The organism is Nitrospirota bacterium, from assembly GCA_016212185.1.
GTDB lineage: Bacteria > Nitrospirota > Thermodesulfovibrionia > UBA6902 > DSMQ01 > JACRGX01.
This window is the reverse complement of sequence record JACRGX010000021.1, coordinates 25,768-42,924: the sequence shown is the minus strand read 5'-3', so window position 1 is coordinate 42,924 and position 17,157 is coordinate 25,768. Positions and strand designations below refer to the sequence as shown.

Genomic DNA, 17,157 nt, shown 5'->3' with positions numbered 1-17,157 from the left:
ATCAAAAGGAGGATTACGATGAAAAAAACAATAGTTTTAACATTCAGTATTTTTATTTTTCTGTGCATGACGATGAGCGCCTATTCAGCAGTGGTTTCAATACATGACAAACATGCAGTTATTGGGGAAACGATTGAGATGCCTGTGCTGGTGGATGACGCCGCTGGCATAGCTGGATTTAAATTAAACATAACCTATGACGCATCTGTGCTGGAGGTTACCGGAGTAAGCGCGGGGAAATTAACTGCCGTCTGGATGGTGACACCAAATACAAATACAGCAGGCGAGTTAAGAGTGGCAGGAGTGGACATGACATTAAGCGGGCTTCAGGCAGGCAAAGGGAGTCTGGCAGTAGTGCAATTCAAGGTAATCGGCAAGACGACAAAAGACAGCGCCGCAGTGGGTTTTAATATCTGCACACTTTTAGATAGTAAGGGCGCTGTGATTAACTCTACAACTAATGCAGGAAAGATTAAGGTATCTGGCGGGAAGTGAAAGAATTAACATAAGGATTGAAACAATAAATGAAAGATAAAAAGAGGGATGGGTTAAGTGAAGAATGAAGACCTGACCCCATCCACTTCTATCTTCTTAAAATACGCGATTGTCTTTTTGAGCCCTTGTTCAAGCGGCACCTTGGGCTGCCATTTAAGAATTCTTTTGGCAAGCGTAATGTCAGGCTTCCTCTGCGTGGGGTCGTCTTCGGGCAGAGGCTCGAATACGATTTTTGAGCGGGATTTTGTGAGCTGTATAATTTTTTTTGCAAGCTCCATGATTGTAAATTCAGACGGATTGCCCAGATTCACGGGTCCCGTAAAATCATCAGGCGTGCTCATCAGCTTAATCAAGCCGTCAATCAGGTCGTCGGCATAGCAAAAACTCCTCGTCTGTTTTCCATTGCCGTAAATAGTAATGTTATCCCCTCTGAGCGCCTGAAGTATAAAATTACTTACAACCCTGCCGTCGTTGGGATGCATTTTAGGACCATATGTATTAAATATCCGAGCCACTTTTATCTTTAATTTATGCTGGCGCCGGTAGTCAAAAAAAAGCGTTTCGGCGCATCGCTTTCCTTCGTCATAGCAGGACCTGAAGCCGATGGGATTTACATTGCCCCAGTAAGTTTCAGGCTGGGGATGAATCATGGGGTCGCCGTAAACCTCGCTGGTAGATGCCTGAAGTATCTTTGCCTTCACGCGTTTAGCCAGTCCAAGCATATTAATCGCGCCGTGCACAGATGTCTTGGTCGTCTGCACCGGGTCAAACTGATAATGTATCGGTGATGCCGGGCATGCAAGGTTGTATATTTCGTCAACTTCAACATACAGGGGAAAACATATATCGTGTCTGATGACCTCAAAATACGGGTTTTTTAAAAGCTGTGCGATATTGGAGCGTGTGCCTGTATAAAAATTGTCAACACAGATTACTTCATTGCCTTCCTTAAGAAGTCTCTCACAAAGATGAGAGCCTAAAAAACCGGCGCCGCCTGTAACAAGTATTCTTTTCAACTGTAAGTCTCCTTTCCTGACACCAAATTAGTTTTCTTATCACTTTTTTTATAATAACTAAAAAAACTTGAAAGTTCAAATAGTTATTAAATGCTGTTAAAAACAGAAAGATACCGACAATAAAGTATGTGCTAAATATCTTGACATTTATTTATAATAGAAATACAATTTCACCACCATTAATTATTCAATTCGCAGGTATTCATAATGATTGAAAAAGGCTACAACCCTCAGGATATTGAAGAAAAGCGGTATAATTTCTGGCTTGAAAAAGGCTATTTTACGGCTGAATCAAAAAGCGATAAACCCGCCTACTGCATTGTAATTCCGCCGCCTAATGTCACTGGTTCCCTCCATTTCGGTCATGCGCTTGACGTGACGCTTCAGGATATTTTAATACGCTGGAAAAGGATGTCGGGGTTTAATGTTCTCTGGATGCCGGGCACAGACCATGCCGGAATAGCCACGCAGAATGTTGTTGAAAAAGAGCTGAAAAAAGAGGGTCTAAGCCGCCACGAAATCGGCAGGGAAGCATTTATCAAAAAGGTCTGGGAGTGGAAGGAAAAATACGGCGGCAGAATTGTGCATCAGTTGAAGCGTCTCGGCGCTTCATGCGACTGGAGCCGCGAAAGGTTTACGCTTGATGAAGGTTTATCAAAGGCCGTGAGGGAGGTCTTTGTACGGCTTTATGAAGAAGGTCTGATATACAGGGGAGATTACATTATAAACTGGTGCACGAGATGCCAGACTGCGCTTTCAGACTTGGAGGTTGAACATGAGGATGTAAAAGGCAAACTCTACTTCATAAATTACCCTTTTGCAGACGGGGAGGGCAGTGTCACGGTTGCAACGACAAGGCCCGAGACCATGCTCGGCGATACAGCCGTAGCAGTCAATCCTGAGGATGAAAGGTATAAAGATATTATAGGGAAGACTTTGAGACTGCCCCTCTTAAACAGGAAGATTCCTGTGATTGCAGACGAATTTGTTGATGCATCCTTTGGCACAGGCGCTGTGAAGGTGACGCCTGCGCACGACCCGAATGATTTTGAAATCGCAAAAAGGCACGGACTGCCTTTTATAAAGATAATGACCGGCGACGGCGTGATGTCAGAAGCGGCAGGCCCTTATCAAGGACAGGACAGATTTAAGTGCAGGGAAAACATCCTCAGGGCTCTCAAATCCGAAGGATTCCTTTCCGAGTATAAAGAGCATCTTATCGGGTTAGGCCACTGTTACAGATGCAAGACTGTTGTTGAACCGTATCTTTCAAAACAGTGGTTTGTGAAAGTAAAGCCCCTTGCAGACGAGGCGCTCAGGGCGGTTAAGGACGGCAGGATAAAGATAATGCCTTCAGGCTGGGAAAACAGTTATTTTGACTGGATGGAAAATATCAAAGACTGGTGCATATCAAGACAGATATGGTGGGGGCACAGAATTCCTGTGTGGTACTGTCAGAAAATGCAGAATGAAAAATGCAGAACGCAGAATGGAGTAATTGTATCAAGAGAAACACCTGCGGCGTGCCCCTACTGCGGCGCCGAATCTTCAGCATTGGTTCAGGAAAATGACGTGCTTGATACATGGTTTTCATCCGCGCTCTGGCCGTTTTCAACCCTCGGCTGGCCTGACGACACCGACGACCTGAAGACATTTTATCCGACGAGCGTACTTGTAACGGGTTTTGATATCCTGTTTTTCTGGGTTGCCAGGATGATTATGATGGGGCTTAAATTTATGGGAGAAGTTCCGTTTAAGGCAGTTTACATCCATGCGCTTATCAGGGATGCAAGCGGGCAGAAGATGAGCAAGTCAAAGGGCAACGTGATTGACCCCATAGAAATGATTGAGACCCACGGCGCAGATGCGTTTAGATTTACGCTTACGGCGTTTGCCGCTCAGGGCCGGGACATAAAGTTTTCCGTGGACCGGGTTGAAGGGTACAGGCACTTCATAAATAAAATTTGGAATGCCTCAAGATTTATCCTGATGAACATAAACCAACCCGGTGATGTAAAACCTGTAAGCGGGGTTGAGCATCTGAGCCTTGCCGACAGGTGGATTTTGAGCAGGCTTTCAACAGTGGCGCAGGATGTCAATGCGGCTCTTGCGGAATACAGGTTTAATGATGCGGCTGGAATTTTATATCACTTTATATGGCATGAATTTTGCGACTGGTATATTGAGATGGTCAAACCCGCTCTTTACGGAGAAGATGAGAATGTCAGGAGCGCCGCAATAAACACCCTTGTGCAAGTGCTTGAGGCGTCGCTCAGGCTTTTGCATCCGTTCATGCCTTTTATCACTGAGAAGCTCTGGCAGGACTTGCCGTCATCAGTGCGCGCCGGCGCGGAAAGTTTATGTGTGCAGAAGTATCCGTCTGCAAAAGATGGTATTATAGATGCAAGGGTAGAAGAGAAGATGGGCTTTATAATGGATGCCGTAACAGGGATACGCAATATCAGAGGCGAATTTAACCTGCCGCCGTCCCTTGAGTTGAAGGCGCTGATAAAGACTTCAGACGGCTCTAAAGACATTTTAAAGGAACATGTAGGTTATATTTCAAAGCTTGCAAAGGTCAAGGACGTTGAAATCGGCGACAATATACAAAAACCGGAAGACTCTGCTACTGTTGTAAAACCTGCGATGGAGATATTTGTTCCTTTAAGGGGGCTTTTTGATGTGGACATTGAGATTAAGAGGCTTCAGAAAGAGATTTCTAAAATTGAGGAGTCAGCCATTGTTCTTAAAAAGAAACTTACAAACCGGGAATTTGCAGCAAAAGCCCCTCAAGCTATTGTTGAAGAAAACAAGGCTAAGTATGAAGAATTTATAGGAAAAATTGAAAAAATTAAGGTGAACATACAAAAACTCAAAAAATGGGGGAGGCATGATGGGTAAGAAAGTTTTAGAGGTAAAATCAGGCGATGCCCAGATGGTGGAAGGCGAGTTTATTAATGTGAACCAGTGTTCTGTAAAGTCTGTTGAAGGCGGGCACGTTGAGCTTCAGCAGGTCGGCGCATTTACAATTGACGGCGAGAAGATTGATGTAACACAGGGCGCGGCGTTTATCTTAAGGGGCAATGAATTAAATATAAATCAGAGCGTCAGCGGAATGACTATAGCCGAAAACGCGTCATTGAATTTTTCTCTTACACCTTTAGCCGTGGCAAAGGAAAAAATCAGCATTGACAAAAGCGCAGTCGGCGTGATGATTTCAAAGGAAATAAAGGCAGGAAGCGCATCATCCCTGATAATGGTTGCAAATACTGTTAAGGGGAATGTCAACACGCTTCTTGACTGGCGTTCAGCCCTTGCATTCGGCGCTGTTGTCGGTGGAGTGCTGGGGTTAGTTAATCTGCTCAGAAATAAATGAAAAATTTCATCCTTCAACCTTCATCCCTGCCTGTCCGGCAGGCAGGCTTCAACCTTGATTTAATCTTGATGAATGCCCTTTCAGAGGATATAGGTCATTGCGATGTAACAACGTCTGCCGTTATACCCCCGGGCCATAAATCAAAGGCAGTGCTGATTGCTAAAGATGAATTTATCCTTGCAGGCATTTCTTTTGCCGGGAGGGTTTTCAGCCTGCTGGATGCCGGGATAAAATTTAATGCTGACAAAAAAGACGGCAGAAGAGTAAAAAAAGGAGATGTTATTGCACGGGTCAGCGGCAGTACGGCCGACTTACTGAAGGCTGAAAGGACTGCGCTTAATCTGCTTCAGCGTCTTTCGGGCATAGCAACCCTTACACACAAATTTGTTGAATGTGTGAAAGGGCTCCACGTTAAAATCACCGATACCAGGAAGACTGCTCCCAATCTCAGATTTTTTGAAAAATATGCGGTCCGGGCGGGCGGCGGCCACAATCACAGATTCGGTCTTTTTGACGGTGTGCTGATAAAGGACAACCACATTGCCGCAGCCGGCGGGATTACAAAAGCTGTGCGGCTTGCGCGGTCCAAAACGCATCACATTATGAAAATTGAAGTGGAGGCAAAAAACATCAAAGAAGTAAAGCAGGCGTTGTCCGCAGGCGCGGATATAATTATGCTTGACAACATGCCAGTCAAAGAGATGAAAAATGCCGTAAAAGTAATTCGCCGGCAAAATCCCAGCATACTCATTGAGGCATCCGGCAGTGTGACTTTGCAAAATGTCAGGCAGATAGCTGAGACCGGCGTTGACATGATTTCTTCAGGCACAGTCACCCATTCAGCCCCTGCGGTTGATATAAGCATGAAGGTACTTGACTGAAAATACCTACTATAAAAAAACAAAGGAGATTGAATTATGAAATTTTTTATTGATACGGCTAATGTCAAAGAAATCAAAGAGGCATACACGCTTGGAGTTATTGACGGCGTTACAACAAATCCATCGCTTATTTCCAAAGAAAACAGAAAACCCTTGGAATTACTAAAGGAGATCTGCGGTATAGTTAATGGTCCTGTGAGCGCTGAGGCGGTGAGCCTTGAGGCGGAAAAGATGATTGCAGAGGCAAAAGAATTATCCATGATTCATCAGAATATCGTTGTAAAAATTCCTATGACAAAAGATGGACTGAAGGCTACTAAAGCGCTGTCAAGCATTGGCATTAAAACCAATGTCACCCTCTTATTTTCTCCATCGCAGGCTTTGCTTGCGGCAAAGGCAGGGGCGACCTATGTAAGTCCTTTTGTGGGAAGGCTTGATGATATAAGCCATTACGGCATGGAACTTGTAAGCCAGATCCTTGAGATTTACGATAACTATGATTTTCGCACTGAAGTGATTGTCGCAAGCATACGGAATCCGCTTCACGTCGTTGACGCCGCAAGGATGGGCGCTCATATTGCGACAATACCTTTTTCCGTTATTGAACAGCTTGCCAAACATCCGCTGACCGACATAGGGATTGAGAAATTTTTAAAAGACTGGGAAAAGGTGCCGAAGTAAAAGGACTCTCCAGCAAAGGCATATATGCCCTCAAAATCTTTAGAAAGCAACAATGATTGTTGTCTGTCATGCTGCAAAAAGTTTTGAGCATTTGCTTTTGAACTGTTTATAAATGGCAACATGACATTTAGGTGTTGCACTACAGCTTTTTCGGACACACATGCCTTTGTAGTTGAGTAGTTTTTTGTTTGTCATTCCGGTGACAATAGAGAGGAACTGCAATGCCGATTTTTGAATATCACTGTCAGGAATGTAAAGAAGAGTTTGAAAAGCTCGTCTCCAATGCAAATAAAACTATTGAGATTTTATGCCCCAAGTGCAGTTCAAAAAATGTTAAGAAGAAGTTTTCAGTATTCGGCATGGGCGGCGTGGAAAAGAAGGTTGGTTCCTCAGGGTCAAACTGCGGCACGTGCAGTTCGTCGTCATGCAGTACATGCCGGTAAAAACAGTGTCAGAGTATCAAAGTGTCAAAGTGTCAGAGTATGATTAAGCATATCGCAGTTTTCATTTTATCCCTTTTTATCTTTACGGAATCCCTATGTGCTTCTTCCGCAGGCGGAAATAACCCGGAGCAGTGCGATTATCAGACAGTCACAAAGGTGATTGACGGCGATACCTTTGAATATTCAAAAGGAGTCAAGGTAAGGCTTATCGGCGTGGATACGCCGGAGACAGTTGACCCTCGCAAAGATATCCAGTGGTTTGGGACAGAGGCAGGCAAGAAATTAAGGGAATTAATTCTCGGCAGGAAGGTCTGTTTGAAACAAGAGAGGGACAGGACTCAGGACATTGATAAGTACGGAAGACTGCTCCGATATGCGTGGCTGGAGGATTTTTTTGTGAATGCCGAGATTATCAGGCAAGGCTATGGTTTTGTCTATACAAAATATCCGTTTCAATACATGGAAGATTTTAAGGTGTATGAAAGACATGCAAGGGAAAACAATCTCGGCTTATGGGACAGGGAAAAGCAGGTGCAATGGGAAAGGGAAGTTGAAAGGAATAAGTCCTTTGCTAAAACCTGCGGCGAGGTCAGAACCATATGTCCTGAAGAGGCCCTGAAAAACATCGGCAGGCACAGGACTGTGAGGTTTTTTGTTTCAAAATCTTATGACAGCGGCAGGGCAGTTTTTTTTAACAGTAAAAATGATTTTCACACCTCTGATAATTTTACGGCAGTTATATTTGAGCACGATAAAAAGAAATTCCATTCCGACCCTGCGGATTACTACAGAGGAAAGACCATTGATGTGAGCGGGAAGATTAAGAGCTATGAAGGACGCGCCGAGATAATCATGGATAAGCAGTCGCAGATTAGAGTGGTGCAGTAAGCATTGCGTTGGCATTTGAAATTAAAGGCATACATGCCCTCAAAACTTTAAGAAAGCAACAATGATTATTATCTGTCATGCTACAAAAAGTTTTGAGTATTTGCTCTTAAACTATTTGATAAAAGGCAGCATGACGTTTAGGTGTTGCCCTTAAAGTTTTTCAGGCACATATGCCTTTATTCTATTTGGCATTTGGATTTTGGAATTTGAAATTAAAGGCATTCATGCCAGCCGGCTTAAATGAAGTGTCAGAGTGAAAAATTAGATGGGTTTTTATGTTATACTGACACCTATTACTTGAATCAAAAAGGAGACAAAATGCAGGCTAAAAACGGAGATAAAGTTAAAGTGCATTATACTTTAAAAATTAATGACGGAGAAGTTGTTGATTCATCTGCGGGCGCTGCCCCGCTTGAATTCACATTAGGAGACGGAAGGATGATTCCGGGATTTGAAGGCGGAGTAATTGGGATGTCCGCCGGAGAGAAGAAAACAATCAATATCCCTGTTGATCTGGCTTATGGCCCTCGCAATGAAAGGATGGTTTTTGAATTTCCCAAGGACAAGTGCCCTGAGGGTTTTGAGCCCCAGCTCGGTCAGCAGATTCAGTTGAACAGGCCTGATGGAAAGTCATTTGTCGCAACGGTGACAGGCGTTACGGAGGGCGGCTATACAATGGATGCAAATCACCCTCTCGCAGGGAGAGACCTTGTCTTTGACCTGGAAATTGTAGAGATATCCGCGTAAAAGCAAAAACAAAACTGTCATACATAATTTATTGTATGCAGGGATATATATGAATGCCCTCAAAACTTTTAGAACGCAACAGAGATTATAAGATGTCATGTTACAAAAATTTATGGTTTTATCACTGGAGGACTAAACATTAGAGGCAACATGACGGGCAATTGTGTTGCTCTAAAATTTTTTCTGACATCCGTATATATCCCTAATATTTAAAATTTTATGCCTAAATTTACACTACATGATTTTTTAAAGAAGAAGCCGGAGCGTAAGAAAATCAGCATGCTTACCGCCTATGATTATCCTTTTGCGCAGATAGTGGATGAGGCTGGGATTGATGTGATACTTGTCGGTGATTCGCTTGGAATGGTGGTACAGGGGCATGAAAATACGCTCCCCGTGACAATGGATGAAATGATTTACCATACAAAAATGGTGACACGCGCGGTAAAAAATGCAATGGTCATAGGCGATATGCCTTTTATGTCTTATCAGGCAGGCCTTGAAGAAGCCGTAAGGAACGCCGGAAGATTTCTAAAGGAGGGCGGAGCCGCCGCAGTAAAACTTGAAGGCGGGGCAGAGGTTACAGAGCATATCAAGGCAATGACAAGGGCAGACATTCCCGTGATGGCGCACATAGGCCTTACGCCGCAGTCAATTCACAGGATGGGCGGATACAAGGTTCAGGGAAAGACTAAAGAGTCAGCTAAGAGGCTGCTTGAGGAAGCGCATATTGTTGAGGATGCAGGCGCGTTTTCCATACTGCTTGAGGCAATCCCCGCCGGACTTGCAAAGATAATCACAGAGGAGCTTTCAATCCCTACCATAGGAATCGGTGCAGGTCCCCATTGCGACGGGCAGGTGCTTGTGCTTCATGATGTGATAGGGCTGTTTGAAAGATTCACGCCTAAGTTTGTAAAGCAGTATGCAAATTTAAAGGCGGATGCGTTAAGGGCAGTTGCGTCATATAAAGAAGAAGTAGAAAAGGGGACCTTCCCCTCTGAGGAACATAGTTTTAAATAAAGGAAAAAGGACTCCATAATGCCTGAGTCAAAACTTAAAGTAATCCTTCTGCGTTATACGCCGAACCCAGAGGAGACTGTTGCAATGGCTGCAAAGCTCTGCTACAGCCCGTCTGACGTTGAATCGCTGAAGGGCAAGATTGAGGCAAAAGACCAGAAGGCATTTGTTGAAAGACTTGTGAAGATGGGGCATATGAGTCCTATTGAGCATGCATCCTTTACGTTTGCGATAGAAGGGATTTCAAGGGCCTGCTCGCACCAGCTTGTGAGGCACAGGCTTGCGTCATACTCACAGCAGTCGCAGAGGTATGTGTCGGAAAGCAGAGCACAGAATATAGAACACAGAACACAGGATTTTGATTATGTGATTCCAACTTCAATAAAAGAAGACAGCGAGGCAAAAAGGGCCTTTGAGAATTTTATGATTGAGGCGCAGAATGTCTATGACTTTCTTGTTGAGCGGCTGAATAAACATGGCGTTAAAGGCGAGTCAGCCAATCAGGATGCAAGATTTGTCCTCCCCAATGCCGCAGAGACAAAAATTATGGTCACGATGAATGCCAGAGAACTGCTCCATTTTTTCAGGCAGAGGTGCTGTAATCGCGCGCAGTGGGAGATAAGACATATGGCAGAAGAAATGCTTAAGCTTGTAAAAAACGCTGCACCAACCCTGTTTCATAAAGCAGGACCCGGATGCCTTTACACCGCATGCCCCGAGGGCGAATATTCATGCGGGAAGATAGAGGAAGTAAGGCACAAATACGGGATTAAAAAATGATCAGATATTAAGTAGTTGTCATTCCCGCTTGTCGGGAATCCCTCTTTATTACTTTTATTTAAGAAAAGATTCCGGACAAGCCGGAATGACGTTTATGTGGTTAAAAAACTAAAATTATAATAAGATGAACAATCAATATATACACAAGATTTACCTAACACTACTAATATGGCATACGTAATAGCTCTTGCGGGCAAGGGCGGCACTGGCAAGACGACAATCGCCGCCCTGATAGTCCGTTACCTCGCGGAAAAAAAACACAAGCCTGTTTTGGCTGTTGACGCTGACAGCAACTCCTGCCTGAATGAGGCGCTCGGCGTTCCTGTTCATGCGACAATCGGAAAACTGCGCGAAGAGTCGCTTGCTGTAGTCCGAAGCGGGGCCGAGCGTCCCGGGGGCATGAGCATGGAACAGCTTTTTGACTATCAAGTTCAGCAGTCCATCATTGAATCAAAGAAATTTGACCTGCTTGTCATGGGAAGGCCTGAAGGACCCGGATGCTACTGCGCCGCAAACAATATAATACGCAAATACACTGACAAACTTTCGGAAAAATATCCATATGTAGTAATTGACAATGAGGCTGGAATGGAGCATCTGAGCAGGAGGACTACACACAGGGTTAATCTTCTGATAGTAGTAAGCGACCCTACTGTTAAGGGCATTCAGACTGCAATAAGGATAAATAACCTTGTTGACGAATTACAGCTTGATGTTGACAGCCGCATGCTTGTGATAAACAGGGTTGCAGGCAAAGAGGGAGAAGAACTTAAACAGATAGCTGAAAAATCAGGACTTAAAACGGTAGGGCTTGTGCCTCAGGACGAGGCTGTATTTAAGTTTGACATGCGTGGAATGCCGGTTTTTGAACTTCCGGCTGATTCAGCCGTTGTTGTATCAATATTTAACATTTTGGATTTGCTGGGCATCCCTTAACTATTTAAAATTCTTATCTCGCCATAAGTACTCTTTACTGAAAAAATCTTCTGTGATATTATTAAAAACTTTCCTCTAAAGGCAGGTTTTTCCGAACAGACGCAATGTTGTCTGCAATTTAAACCTGATTAATTTCTCAAAGGAGACAACGGTTATGATTATTATCGGCGAAAAAATCAGTGTTATTGCTAAAAAAGTCAGGGAAGCGATGAATGCCCGCGACCCGAAGCCTATTCAGGAACTTGCGGATGCACAGTGGAAGGCAGGCGCGCATTTCATTGACGTCAACATCGGTCCGGCCGAGGAAAAGGGTGAAGATTTAATGAAGTGGATGGTTGAGAGCATTCAGGAAAAGGTACATGCCCCGCTGTGCCTTGACACCACAAACGCATCAGCGCTTGAAGCCGGACTTAAAGCCCACAATAATAAGTGGGGCAGGGCGCTTATCAATTCCACATCAAACGACCCTGAACGATTTGTAATACTTGAACTTGCGGCAAAACATAATGCGCAGATAATTGCGCTTACCGTAGGCAAAGGCGGACTTCCTGCGGATGCGGAAGAGAGATGCGCAATAGCCGCTGATATTATGGGCAGAGCGGCAGAGTATGGAGTGCCGCTTGAAGACATCTTTCTGGACCCGCTCATCTTGCAGGTCTGCACTACGCAGGATCAGGCAATGCATTCCATCAAGGCGATAAAGATGTTTCAGGAATTAAACGACCCTCCGATGAAGACTGTGGTAGGACTCAGCAATATCTCAAACGGCGTTCCAAAACAGATGAGAGGGCTGATTGACCGGGTATATCTGACATTATTAATGTATGAGGGGCTTACGGCGGCGATCATGAATCCTCTTGATAAAGAGCTTATGGATACATTGAAGACAACCGATGTATTCCTCGGCAAGACGCTTTATGCGCACTCGTATCTGGAAATGTAAAAGATAGGGTTCTCGGATTCAAGGTCGGAGTGACTCTTTGCGTAGACTCGCTTCGAGATTCGAGGGTTCAAGTAAAATATAAAACAATCACTGGAACCCTTGACCCCTTGACTGCTTGAATCCTAATAATTGGAGGTTATTATGTCTTACATGATTCCTAAGGAAACTTGCAACGGAAAGGTTTTGGGGCTGGAATTCGGAAAAACAAAGACGCTTAAAATCGGCAGCGAAAACACAATGCCGTTTCTTTCATTTGAAGGAAGCATCCCGAACAAGCCTGTCATTGCTTATGAGATTCAGGACATATCTCCGGATGACTGGCCTGATACTGTAAAAAATCAGTATGCTTCTGTCAGCGCCGACCCGGTTAAATGGGCGCAGTACTGCCAGAATGAATTAAAGGCGCAGGCTGTTGCATTGAGGCTGACAGGGACGCACCCGGACAGGGGAGACCGTTCAGCGCAAGATGCGGCAAAGATTGTAAAGGAGGTCCTTTCTGCAATTGATATTCCGCTGATAATACTCGGCTCAAACCACATTGAAAAAGATGCGCTTGTGCTTGTTGCGGCGGCTGAAGCGGCAAGCGGCTGCAACTGCATTATCGGCAAGGCGCAGGAGGGAAATTATAAGACCATTGTTGCCGCGGCGCTTGCCCACAATCATAAATTGATTGCAATGTCCGAGCTTGATATAAATCTTGCAAAGCAGTTGAACATACTTATCACCCAAATGGGTTTTGATAAAGAAAGGCTTATTACCGACCCGATGTGTTCAGCCCTCGGATACGGCCTTGAATACACATATTCAGTTATGGAGAGGATAAGGCTTGCAGGGCTTTTGCAGAATGACGCAACAATGCAGCCGCCGATTATCGGAGACGTGGGCATGTATGTCTGGAAGGTGAAGGAGACCTTTGCATCCGAGGCCGACGCGCCTCAGTGGGGAGCGATTGAGGAAAGAGGGATTGCGTGGGAGGCGCTTACTGCGTCTTCAATGCTTATTGCAGGCGCAAATTTATTAATAATGAGACACCCAAAATCAATCGCGACAGTGGAAAAAGTGATTGGGGAGCTTGTCTAAAAAGCTAACTAATGCAAGTTAAATTTATCATTGCAAATTGCAAAATGTAAAATGATAAATGCTAATTGATAAATTTAAAATGAGTTTTTACGGAGGTTAAAATGGCTTTATCAGGCGTAGAAATATTTAAACTTCTTCCAAAGACAAATTGTAAAAAATGCGGGTTCCCGACTTGCCTTGCATTTGCAATGTCTCTTGCACAGGCTAAGGTAGACCTTGCAAAATGCCCTGATGTATCAGAAGAATCCAAAAAAGTGCTTGGCGAGGCGTCAGCTCCGCCTATTAGGACATTTAGTCTCGGTTCTGGCGGCAAAGCCGTTAAAATGGGCGGTGAGACAGTCTTATTCAGGCACGACAAAAAATTTATCAACCCGTGCGTATTTGTCCTGAATATAAAAGATACATTAAACGATGATGAATTAAATAAGAAAATTGATGAAGTTCTGACCTCTGAAATTGACAGGGTCGGACAGAAACTGAGGATTGACGCAGTTTCAATAGAGTTTGCATCCAATGATGCCGCCCAGTATGAATCAGCGGTAAAACTTATTTCGCAGAAGGCGCCTGATACTCCGGTTATTTTAAACTGCAAAGATTCCTCTGCGGCAGAGAAAGCAGTAAAGACTATTGCCGGCAAAAAGCCCCTGCTTTACGGTGTAACCGCGTCAAATGCAGATGCCATGGTTAATATTGCCAAGGCAAACAAGATACCGGTCGGCGTTTGCGCCGAAGGGCTTGAGGCTCTCAGCGCGCTTACTGAGAAAATTAAGGGGATGGGCGTTGAGGACATTGTGATGGACCCGGGCGCAAAGACTGCAAAGGAGATAGTAGAACTCAATACCCAGATAAGACGCTCTGCTTTGAAAAAGGGTTTTAAACCTCTCGGTTATCCAATTATAAATTCCGCATTAAGGGAAGACAGCGTGCTTGAGGCGGCTGTGGCAGGAGTTGCAGTTGCAAAGTATGCATCCATTGTGCTGCTCGGCAGTATTGAAAAGTGGAAGAACCTGGCATTATTTACATTAAGGCAGAACATATACACCGACCCGCAGGTGCCGATGCAGGTTGAGCAGAAAATTTACAAGGTCGGCGAGCCGTCAGCGGAGGCGCCATTATTAATCACAACGAATTTCTCCCTCACATATTTCATTGTGTCCGGAGAAGTTGAAAACAGTAAAGTTCCAAGCTATCTTGCCGTTATGGACTGTGAAGGATTATCAGTGCTTACTGCATGGGCGGCGGGGAAATTCACTGCTGCAAAGATAGCGCAGTTTATAAAAGACAGCGGTGTAGAAAATCAGGTCAAGCACAGGGAGCTCATAATCCCGGGACAGGTTGCTATCCTGAGCGGCGCCCTTGAAGATAAGCTTGAGGGATGGAAGATTACCGTAGGCCCGAGAGAGGCAAACGCTCTTCCGTCGTTTTTAAAAAGCAGAACAGCATAAATTTTGAGAGCACAGAGCACAGATTATGAATCAACAAGTCTGAGTTCTGGGTTCTTGGTTCTGAGTTCTGATTAAATACAGGAGGTAGCAATGTCTAAGATAATTGCCTCGGCCGCCATCAGAGGCTCTCACAAACTTGTGCAGGATGCAGAGCAGATGCTTGATAAAGCCATTGCTGAAAAAGGCAAAGACTTTGTATTTGAATTTCCCGACACGGCATTTTATCTGCCTATGATTTATGCCATGACAGGCTTTGCGGTTAAAACCCTTGCCGACATGAAGGCCGGCCTCGGGATGGCAAAGGAAATGCTTCATCCTGAGCCTGAGGCGCACATCTGGAAACCGTATCTCGGAGAGGCGCTTGATTCAGGTATGGCAACGCTTTTTGCCGAAGAGATCATTCTGGCGTTAAAATACATAAACGGGCTTGAGCCTGTGACTGATTCTGAAACAGGTTATGTTTATAACGGATTTATAACAGACACAATACAGAGGAATCTCGGCATACAGCTTGTTGACGGGAGGATGCCGGGCTTTGCGGCTATCATCGGAGCGGCGCCTGACGAGGATACGGCGCTTAAAATTGTCAGGGAACTGCAGGAAAAAAACATCCTTATATTCCTTTCAGGACAGTCAAAAGATAAAAACGACAATATTACCTGCGTCACAAAACAACTGTTAAAAAAGAATGTCACTCTCGGATGGGATACTTACATCGTTCCGCTCGGACCGGAGACGGAGCATACGCTCTATGCGCTTGACTGGGCCATAAGGGCGTCCCTCATATTCGGCGGAAAAAAACCTGCTGATTTCAGAGAGCATCTCAAATACCAGAAAGACCGCGTTTTTGCATTTGCCATTGTGCTCGGAGAGCTTGATGACGTCAAATGGTCCACGGGCGCAGGCGCAATCAACATGGGATTCCCTGCAGTATGCGATACGGACGTACCGGTCATTCATCCAACCGGAGTATGCACTTACGAGCATGTGGACAAAGAGCTGGACCACAATAAAATTGTGCAGAGGGCTATTGAAGTAAGAGGGCTTAAAGTTACGGTTGAGAAGCCGCCGATTCCCGTTGCATACGGGCCTGCGTTTGAGGGTGAGAGAATCAGAAAAGAGGATATGTTCATTGAATTCGGCGGACAGCGCTCTCCTGCGTTTGAATGGGTGAGGACCAAAGAGCTTCATGAAATAGAAGACGGCAAGGTAACTATTGTCGGCGCAGATGTTGAGGAAAGATACAAAAAAGGCGGCGTGATGCCTATGGCAATAGTGATAGATGTCGCCGGCAGGAAGATGCAGAAAGACTTTGAGGCGATTATAGAGAGAAAACTCCATCACAACATAAATGAGGCGCAGGGACTCTGGCATATGGGACAGCGCGACATTGTGTGGATGAGAATCAGCAATCAGGCATACAAGGACGGAATCACGCTGGAGCATATCGGCGTGATACACAACACAATGGCTCATCACCGCTTTAAGTCAATCGTTGACAAGGTGCAGGTGACGCTTTATGTGGATGAGAAAGAAGTGCTTGCATTACAGGATGAAGCGCACAAAGTTTATAGGGAAAGGGATCTCAGGCTTGCAGGTCTGATAGATGAATCGGTTGACACCTTCTATTCGTGTCTTCTCTGCCAGTCGTTTGCCCCTTCGCATGTCTGTGTGATAAGCCCTGAACGCCTTGGCCTTTGCGGCGCATACAACTGGCTTGATACAAGGGCGGCATTTGAAATTGACCCGACCGGAGGCAATCAGCCTATTTTAAAAGGTGAGGCCATTGATGCAAACAAGGGCAGATGGGCAGGTGTTGATGATTATTTAAAGAGTAATTCAGCCGGAAAGGTGGAGACGCTGAATTTATATACAATAATGGATAATCCCATGACTTCCTGCGGGTGTTTTGAATGTATTGTTGCGATAATCCCCGAGGCCAACGGAATTATGCTGGTCCAGAGGGGGCACACGGGCATGACGCCTGCGGGCATGAAGTTTTCAACGCTGGCAGGGACGGTCGGAGGCGGAGCGCAGAACCCCGGTTTTATGGGAATCGGAGTAAATTTCATCACAAGCAAAAAATTCCTCTTTGCAGACGGCGGCATTAAAAGAATTGTCTGGATGACAAAGAGCCTAAAGGAGAGAATCGGAGAAGATTTCAAAAAGAGGGCGGAAGAAGAAGGCGTGCCGGACCTGCTTGATAAGATAGCCGATGACACTGTCTGCGAAGACTCTGAAAAATTACTTGAGTTCCTCACAAGCAAGGGACATCCCGCGCTTGAGATGGATCCGATGTTTTAAAGGGGGAATGTGGATTGCGGAATAAATTCTATCTTGTCATTCCCGCTTGTCGGGAATCTTTCTTAATTAAGGAAGGATTCCGAACAAGTCGGAATGACGGAACAAGCCAAAATGACTATATTCCG

Annotated in this window: 16 protein-coding genes; 15 read left to right on the top strand and 1 reads right to left on the bottom strand. The window is 44.9% G+C overall.

Annotated features, from left to right (window positions below; genetic code table 11):
• Positions 1–18: 18 nt before the first annotated feature.
• Positions 19–495 (top strand): hypothetical protein, encoded by a 477-nt coding sequence (locus HZA10_02025; protein ID MBI5195081.1) that lies wholly within the window; start codon positions 19–21, stop codon positions 493–495.
• Between the two features lie 53 nt (positions 496–548).
• Here HZA10_02025 and HZA10_02020 read toward each other — a convergent pair whose 3' ends face one another.
• Positions 549–1,511, bottom strand: a complete 963-nt coding sequence (locus HZA10_02020; GenBank protein MBI5195080.1) for an SDR family oxidoreductase — start codon at positions 1,509–1,511, stop codon at positions 549–551.
• Positions 1,512–1,718: 207 nt separating this feature from the next.
• Between HZA10_02020 and HZA10_02015 the strand changes: the two genes are divergently transcribed.
• The 14 genes from HZA10_02015 (at position 1,719) to cdhC (ending at position 17,032) form a co-directional block, all read left to right on the top strand.
• Positions 1,719–4,412 (top strand): valine--tRNA ligase, encoded by a 2,694-nt coding sequence (locus HZA10_02015; protein MBI5195079.1) that lies wholly within the window; start codon positions 1,719–1,721, stop codon positions 4,410–4,412.
• On the top strand, positions 4,405–4,887 hold the full coding sequence (locus HZA10_02010) for a hypothetical protein (GenBank protein ID MBI5195078.1): 483 nt from the start codon (positions 4,405–4,407) through the stop codon (positions 4,885–4,887). Before HZA10_02015 ends, HZA10_02010 begins: the two co-directional genes overlap by 8 nt.
• Positions 4,884–5,768: a carboxylating nicotinate-nucleotide diphosphorylase gene (gene nadC, locus HZA10_02005; GenBank protein ID MBI5195077.1), complete on the top strand. Its 885-nt coding sequence runs from the start codon at positions 4,884–4,886 to the stop codon at positions 5,766–5,768. The genes HZA10_02010 and nadC overlap by 4 nt, the downstream gene beginning before the upstream one ends.
• A gap of 36 nt (positions 5,769–5,804) precedes the next feature.
• Positions 5,805–6,449 carry a fructose-6-phosphate aldolase gene (fsa, locus tag HZA10_02000; GenBank protein MBI5195076.1) on the top strand — a complete coding sequence of 215 codons (645 nt, stop codon included), beginning with the start codon at positions 5,805–5,807 and terminating at the stop codon, positions 6,447–6,449.
• 221 nt (positions 6,450–6,670) lie between these two features.
• Positions 6,671–6,892, top strand: coding sequence for a zinc ribbon domain-containing protein (locus HZA10_01995; protein ID MBI5195075.1), 222 nt, complete (start codon positions 6,671–6,673; stop codon positions 6,890–6,892).
• 39 nt (positions 6,893–6,931) lie between these two features.
• Complete coding sequence (locus HZA10_01990) at positions 6,932–7,780, top strand: thermonuclease family protein (GenBank protein MBI5195074.1); 849 nt, start codon at positions 6,932–6,934, stop codon at positions 7,778–7,780.
• Between the two features lie 318 nt (positions 7,781–8,098).
• Positions 8,099–8,527, top strand: a complete 429-nt coding sequence (locus HZA10_01985) for a peptidylprolyl isomerase (protein MBI5195073.1) — start codon at positions 8,099–8,101, stop codon at positions 8,525–8,527.
• Positions 8,528–8,746: 219 nt separating this feature from the next.
• Positions 8,747–9,547, top strand: coding sequence for a 3-methyl-2-oxobutanoate hydroxymethyltransferase (gene panB, locus HZA10_01980; GenBank protein MBI5195072.1), 801 nt, complete (start codon positions 8,747–8,749; stop codon positions 9,545–9,547).
• An 18-nt stretch (positions 9,548–9,565) separates the two neighbouring features.
• Positions 9,566–10,324 carry an FAD-dependent thymidylate synthase gene (locus tag HZA10_01975; GenBank protein ID MBI5195071.1) on the top strand — a complete coding sequence of 253 codons (759 nt, stop codon included), beginning with the start codon at positions 9,566–9,568 and terminating at the stop codon, positions 10,322–10,324.
• A 168-nt stretch (positions 10,325–10,492) separates the two neighbouring features.
• The gene (locus HZA10_01970; GenBank protein ID MBI5195070.1) at positions 10,493–11,260 is read left to right on the top strand and encodes an AAA family ATPase; all 768 of its coding nucleotides are present in this window, start codon (positions 10,493–10,495) and stop codon (positions 11,258–11,260) included.
• A 154-nt stretch (positions 11,261–11,414) separates the two neighbouring features.
• A complete protein-coding gene (locus tag HZA10_01965) occupies positions 11,415–12,203 on the top strand; it encodes a dihydropteroate synthase (protein MBI5195069.1) in 789 nt (262 codons plus the stop codon).
• 141 nt (positions 12,204–12,344) lie between these two features.
• Positions 12,345–13,283, top strand: coding sequence for an acetyl-CoA decarbonylase/synthase complex subunit delta (locus HZA10_01960; protein MBI5195068.1), 939 nt, complete (start codon positions 12,345–12,347; stop codon positions 13,281–13,283).
• A gap of 101 nt (positions 13,284–13,384) precedes the next feature.
• Positions 13,385–14,728 carry an acetyl-CoA decarbonylase/synthase complex subunit gamma gene (locus tag HZA10_01955; protein MBI5195067.1) on the top strand — a complete coding sequence of 448 codons (1,344 nt, stop codon included), beginning with the start codon at positions 13,385–13,387 and terminating at the stop codon, positions 14,726–14,728.
• A gap of 90 nt (positions 14,729–14,818) precedes the next feature.
• Positions 14,819–17,032 (top strand): CO dehydrogenase/CO-methylating acetyl-CoA synthase complex subunit beta, encoded by a 2,214-nt coding sequence (gene cdhC, locus HZA10_01950; GenBank protein ID MBI5195066.1) that lies wholly within the window; start codon positions 14,819–14,821, stop codon positions 17,030–17,032.
• Positions 17,033–17,157: the final 125 nt, after the last annotated feature.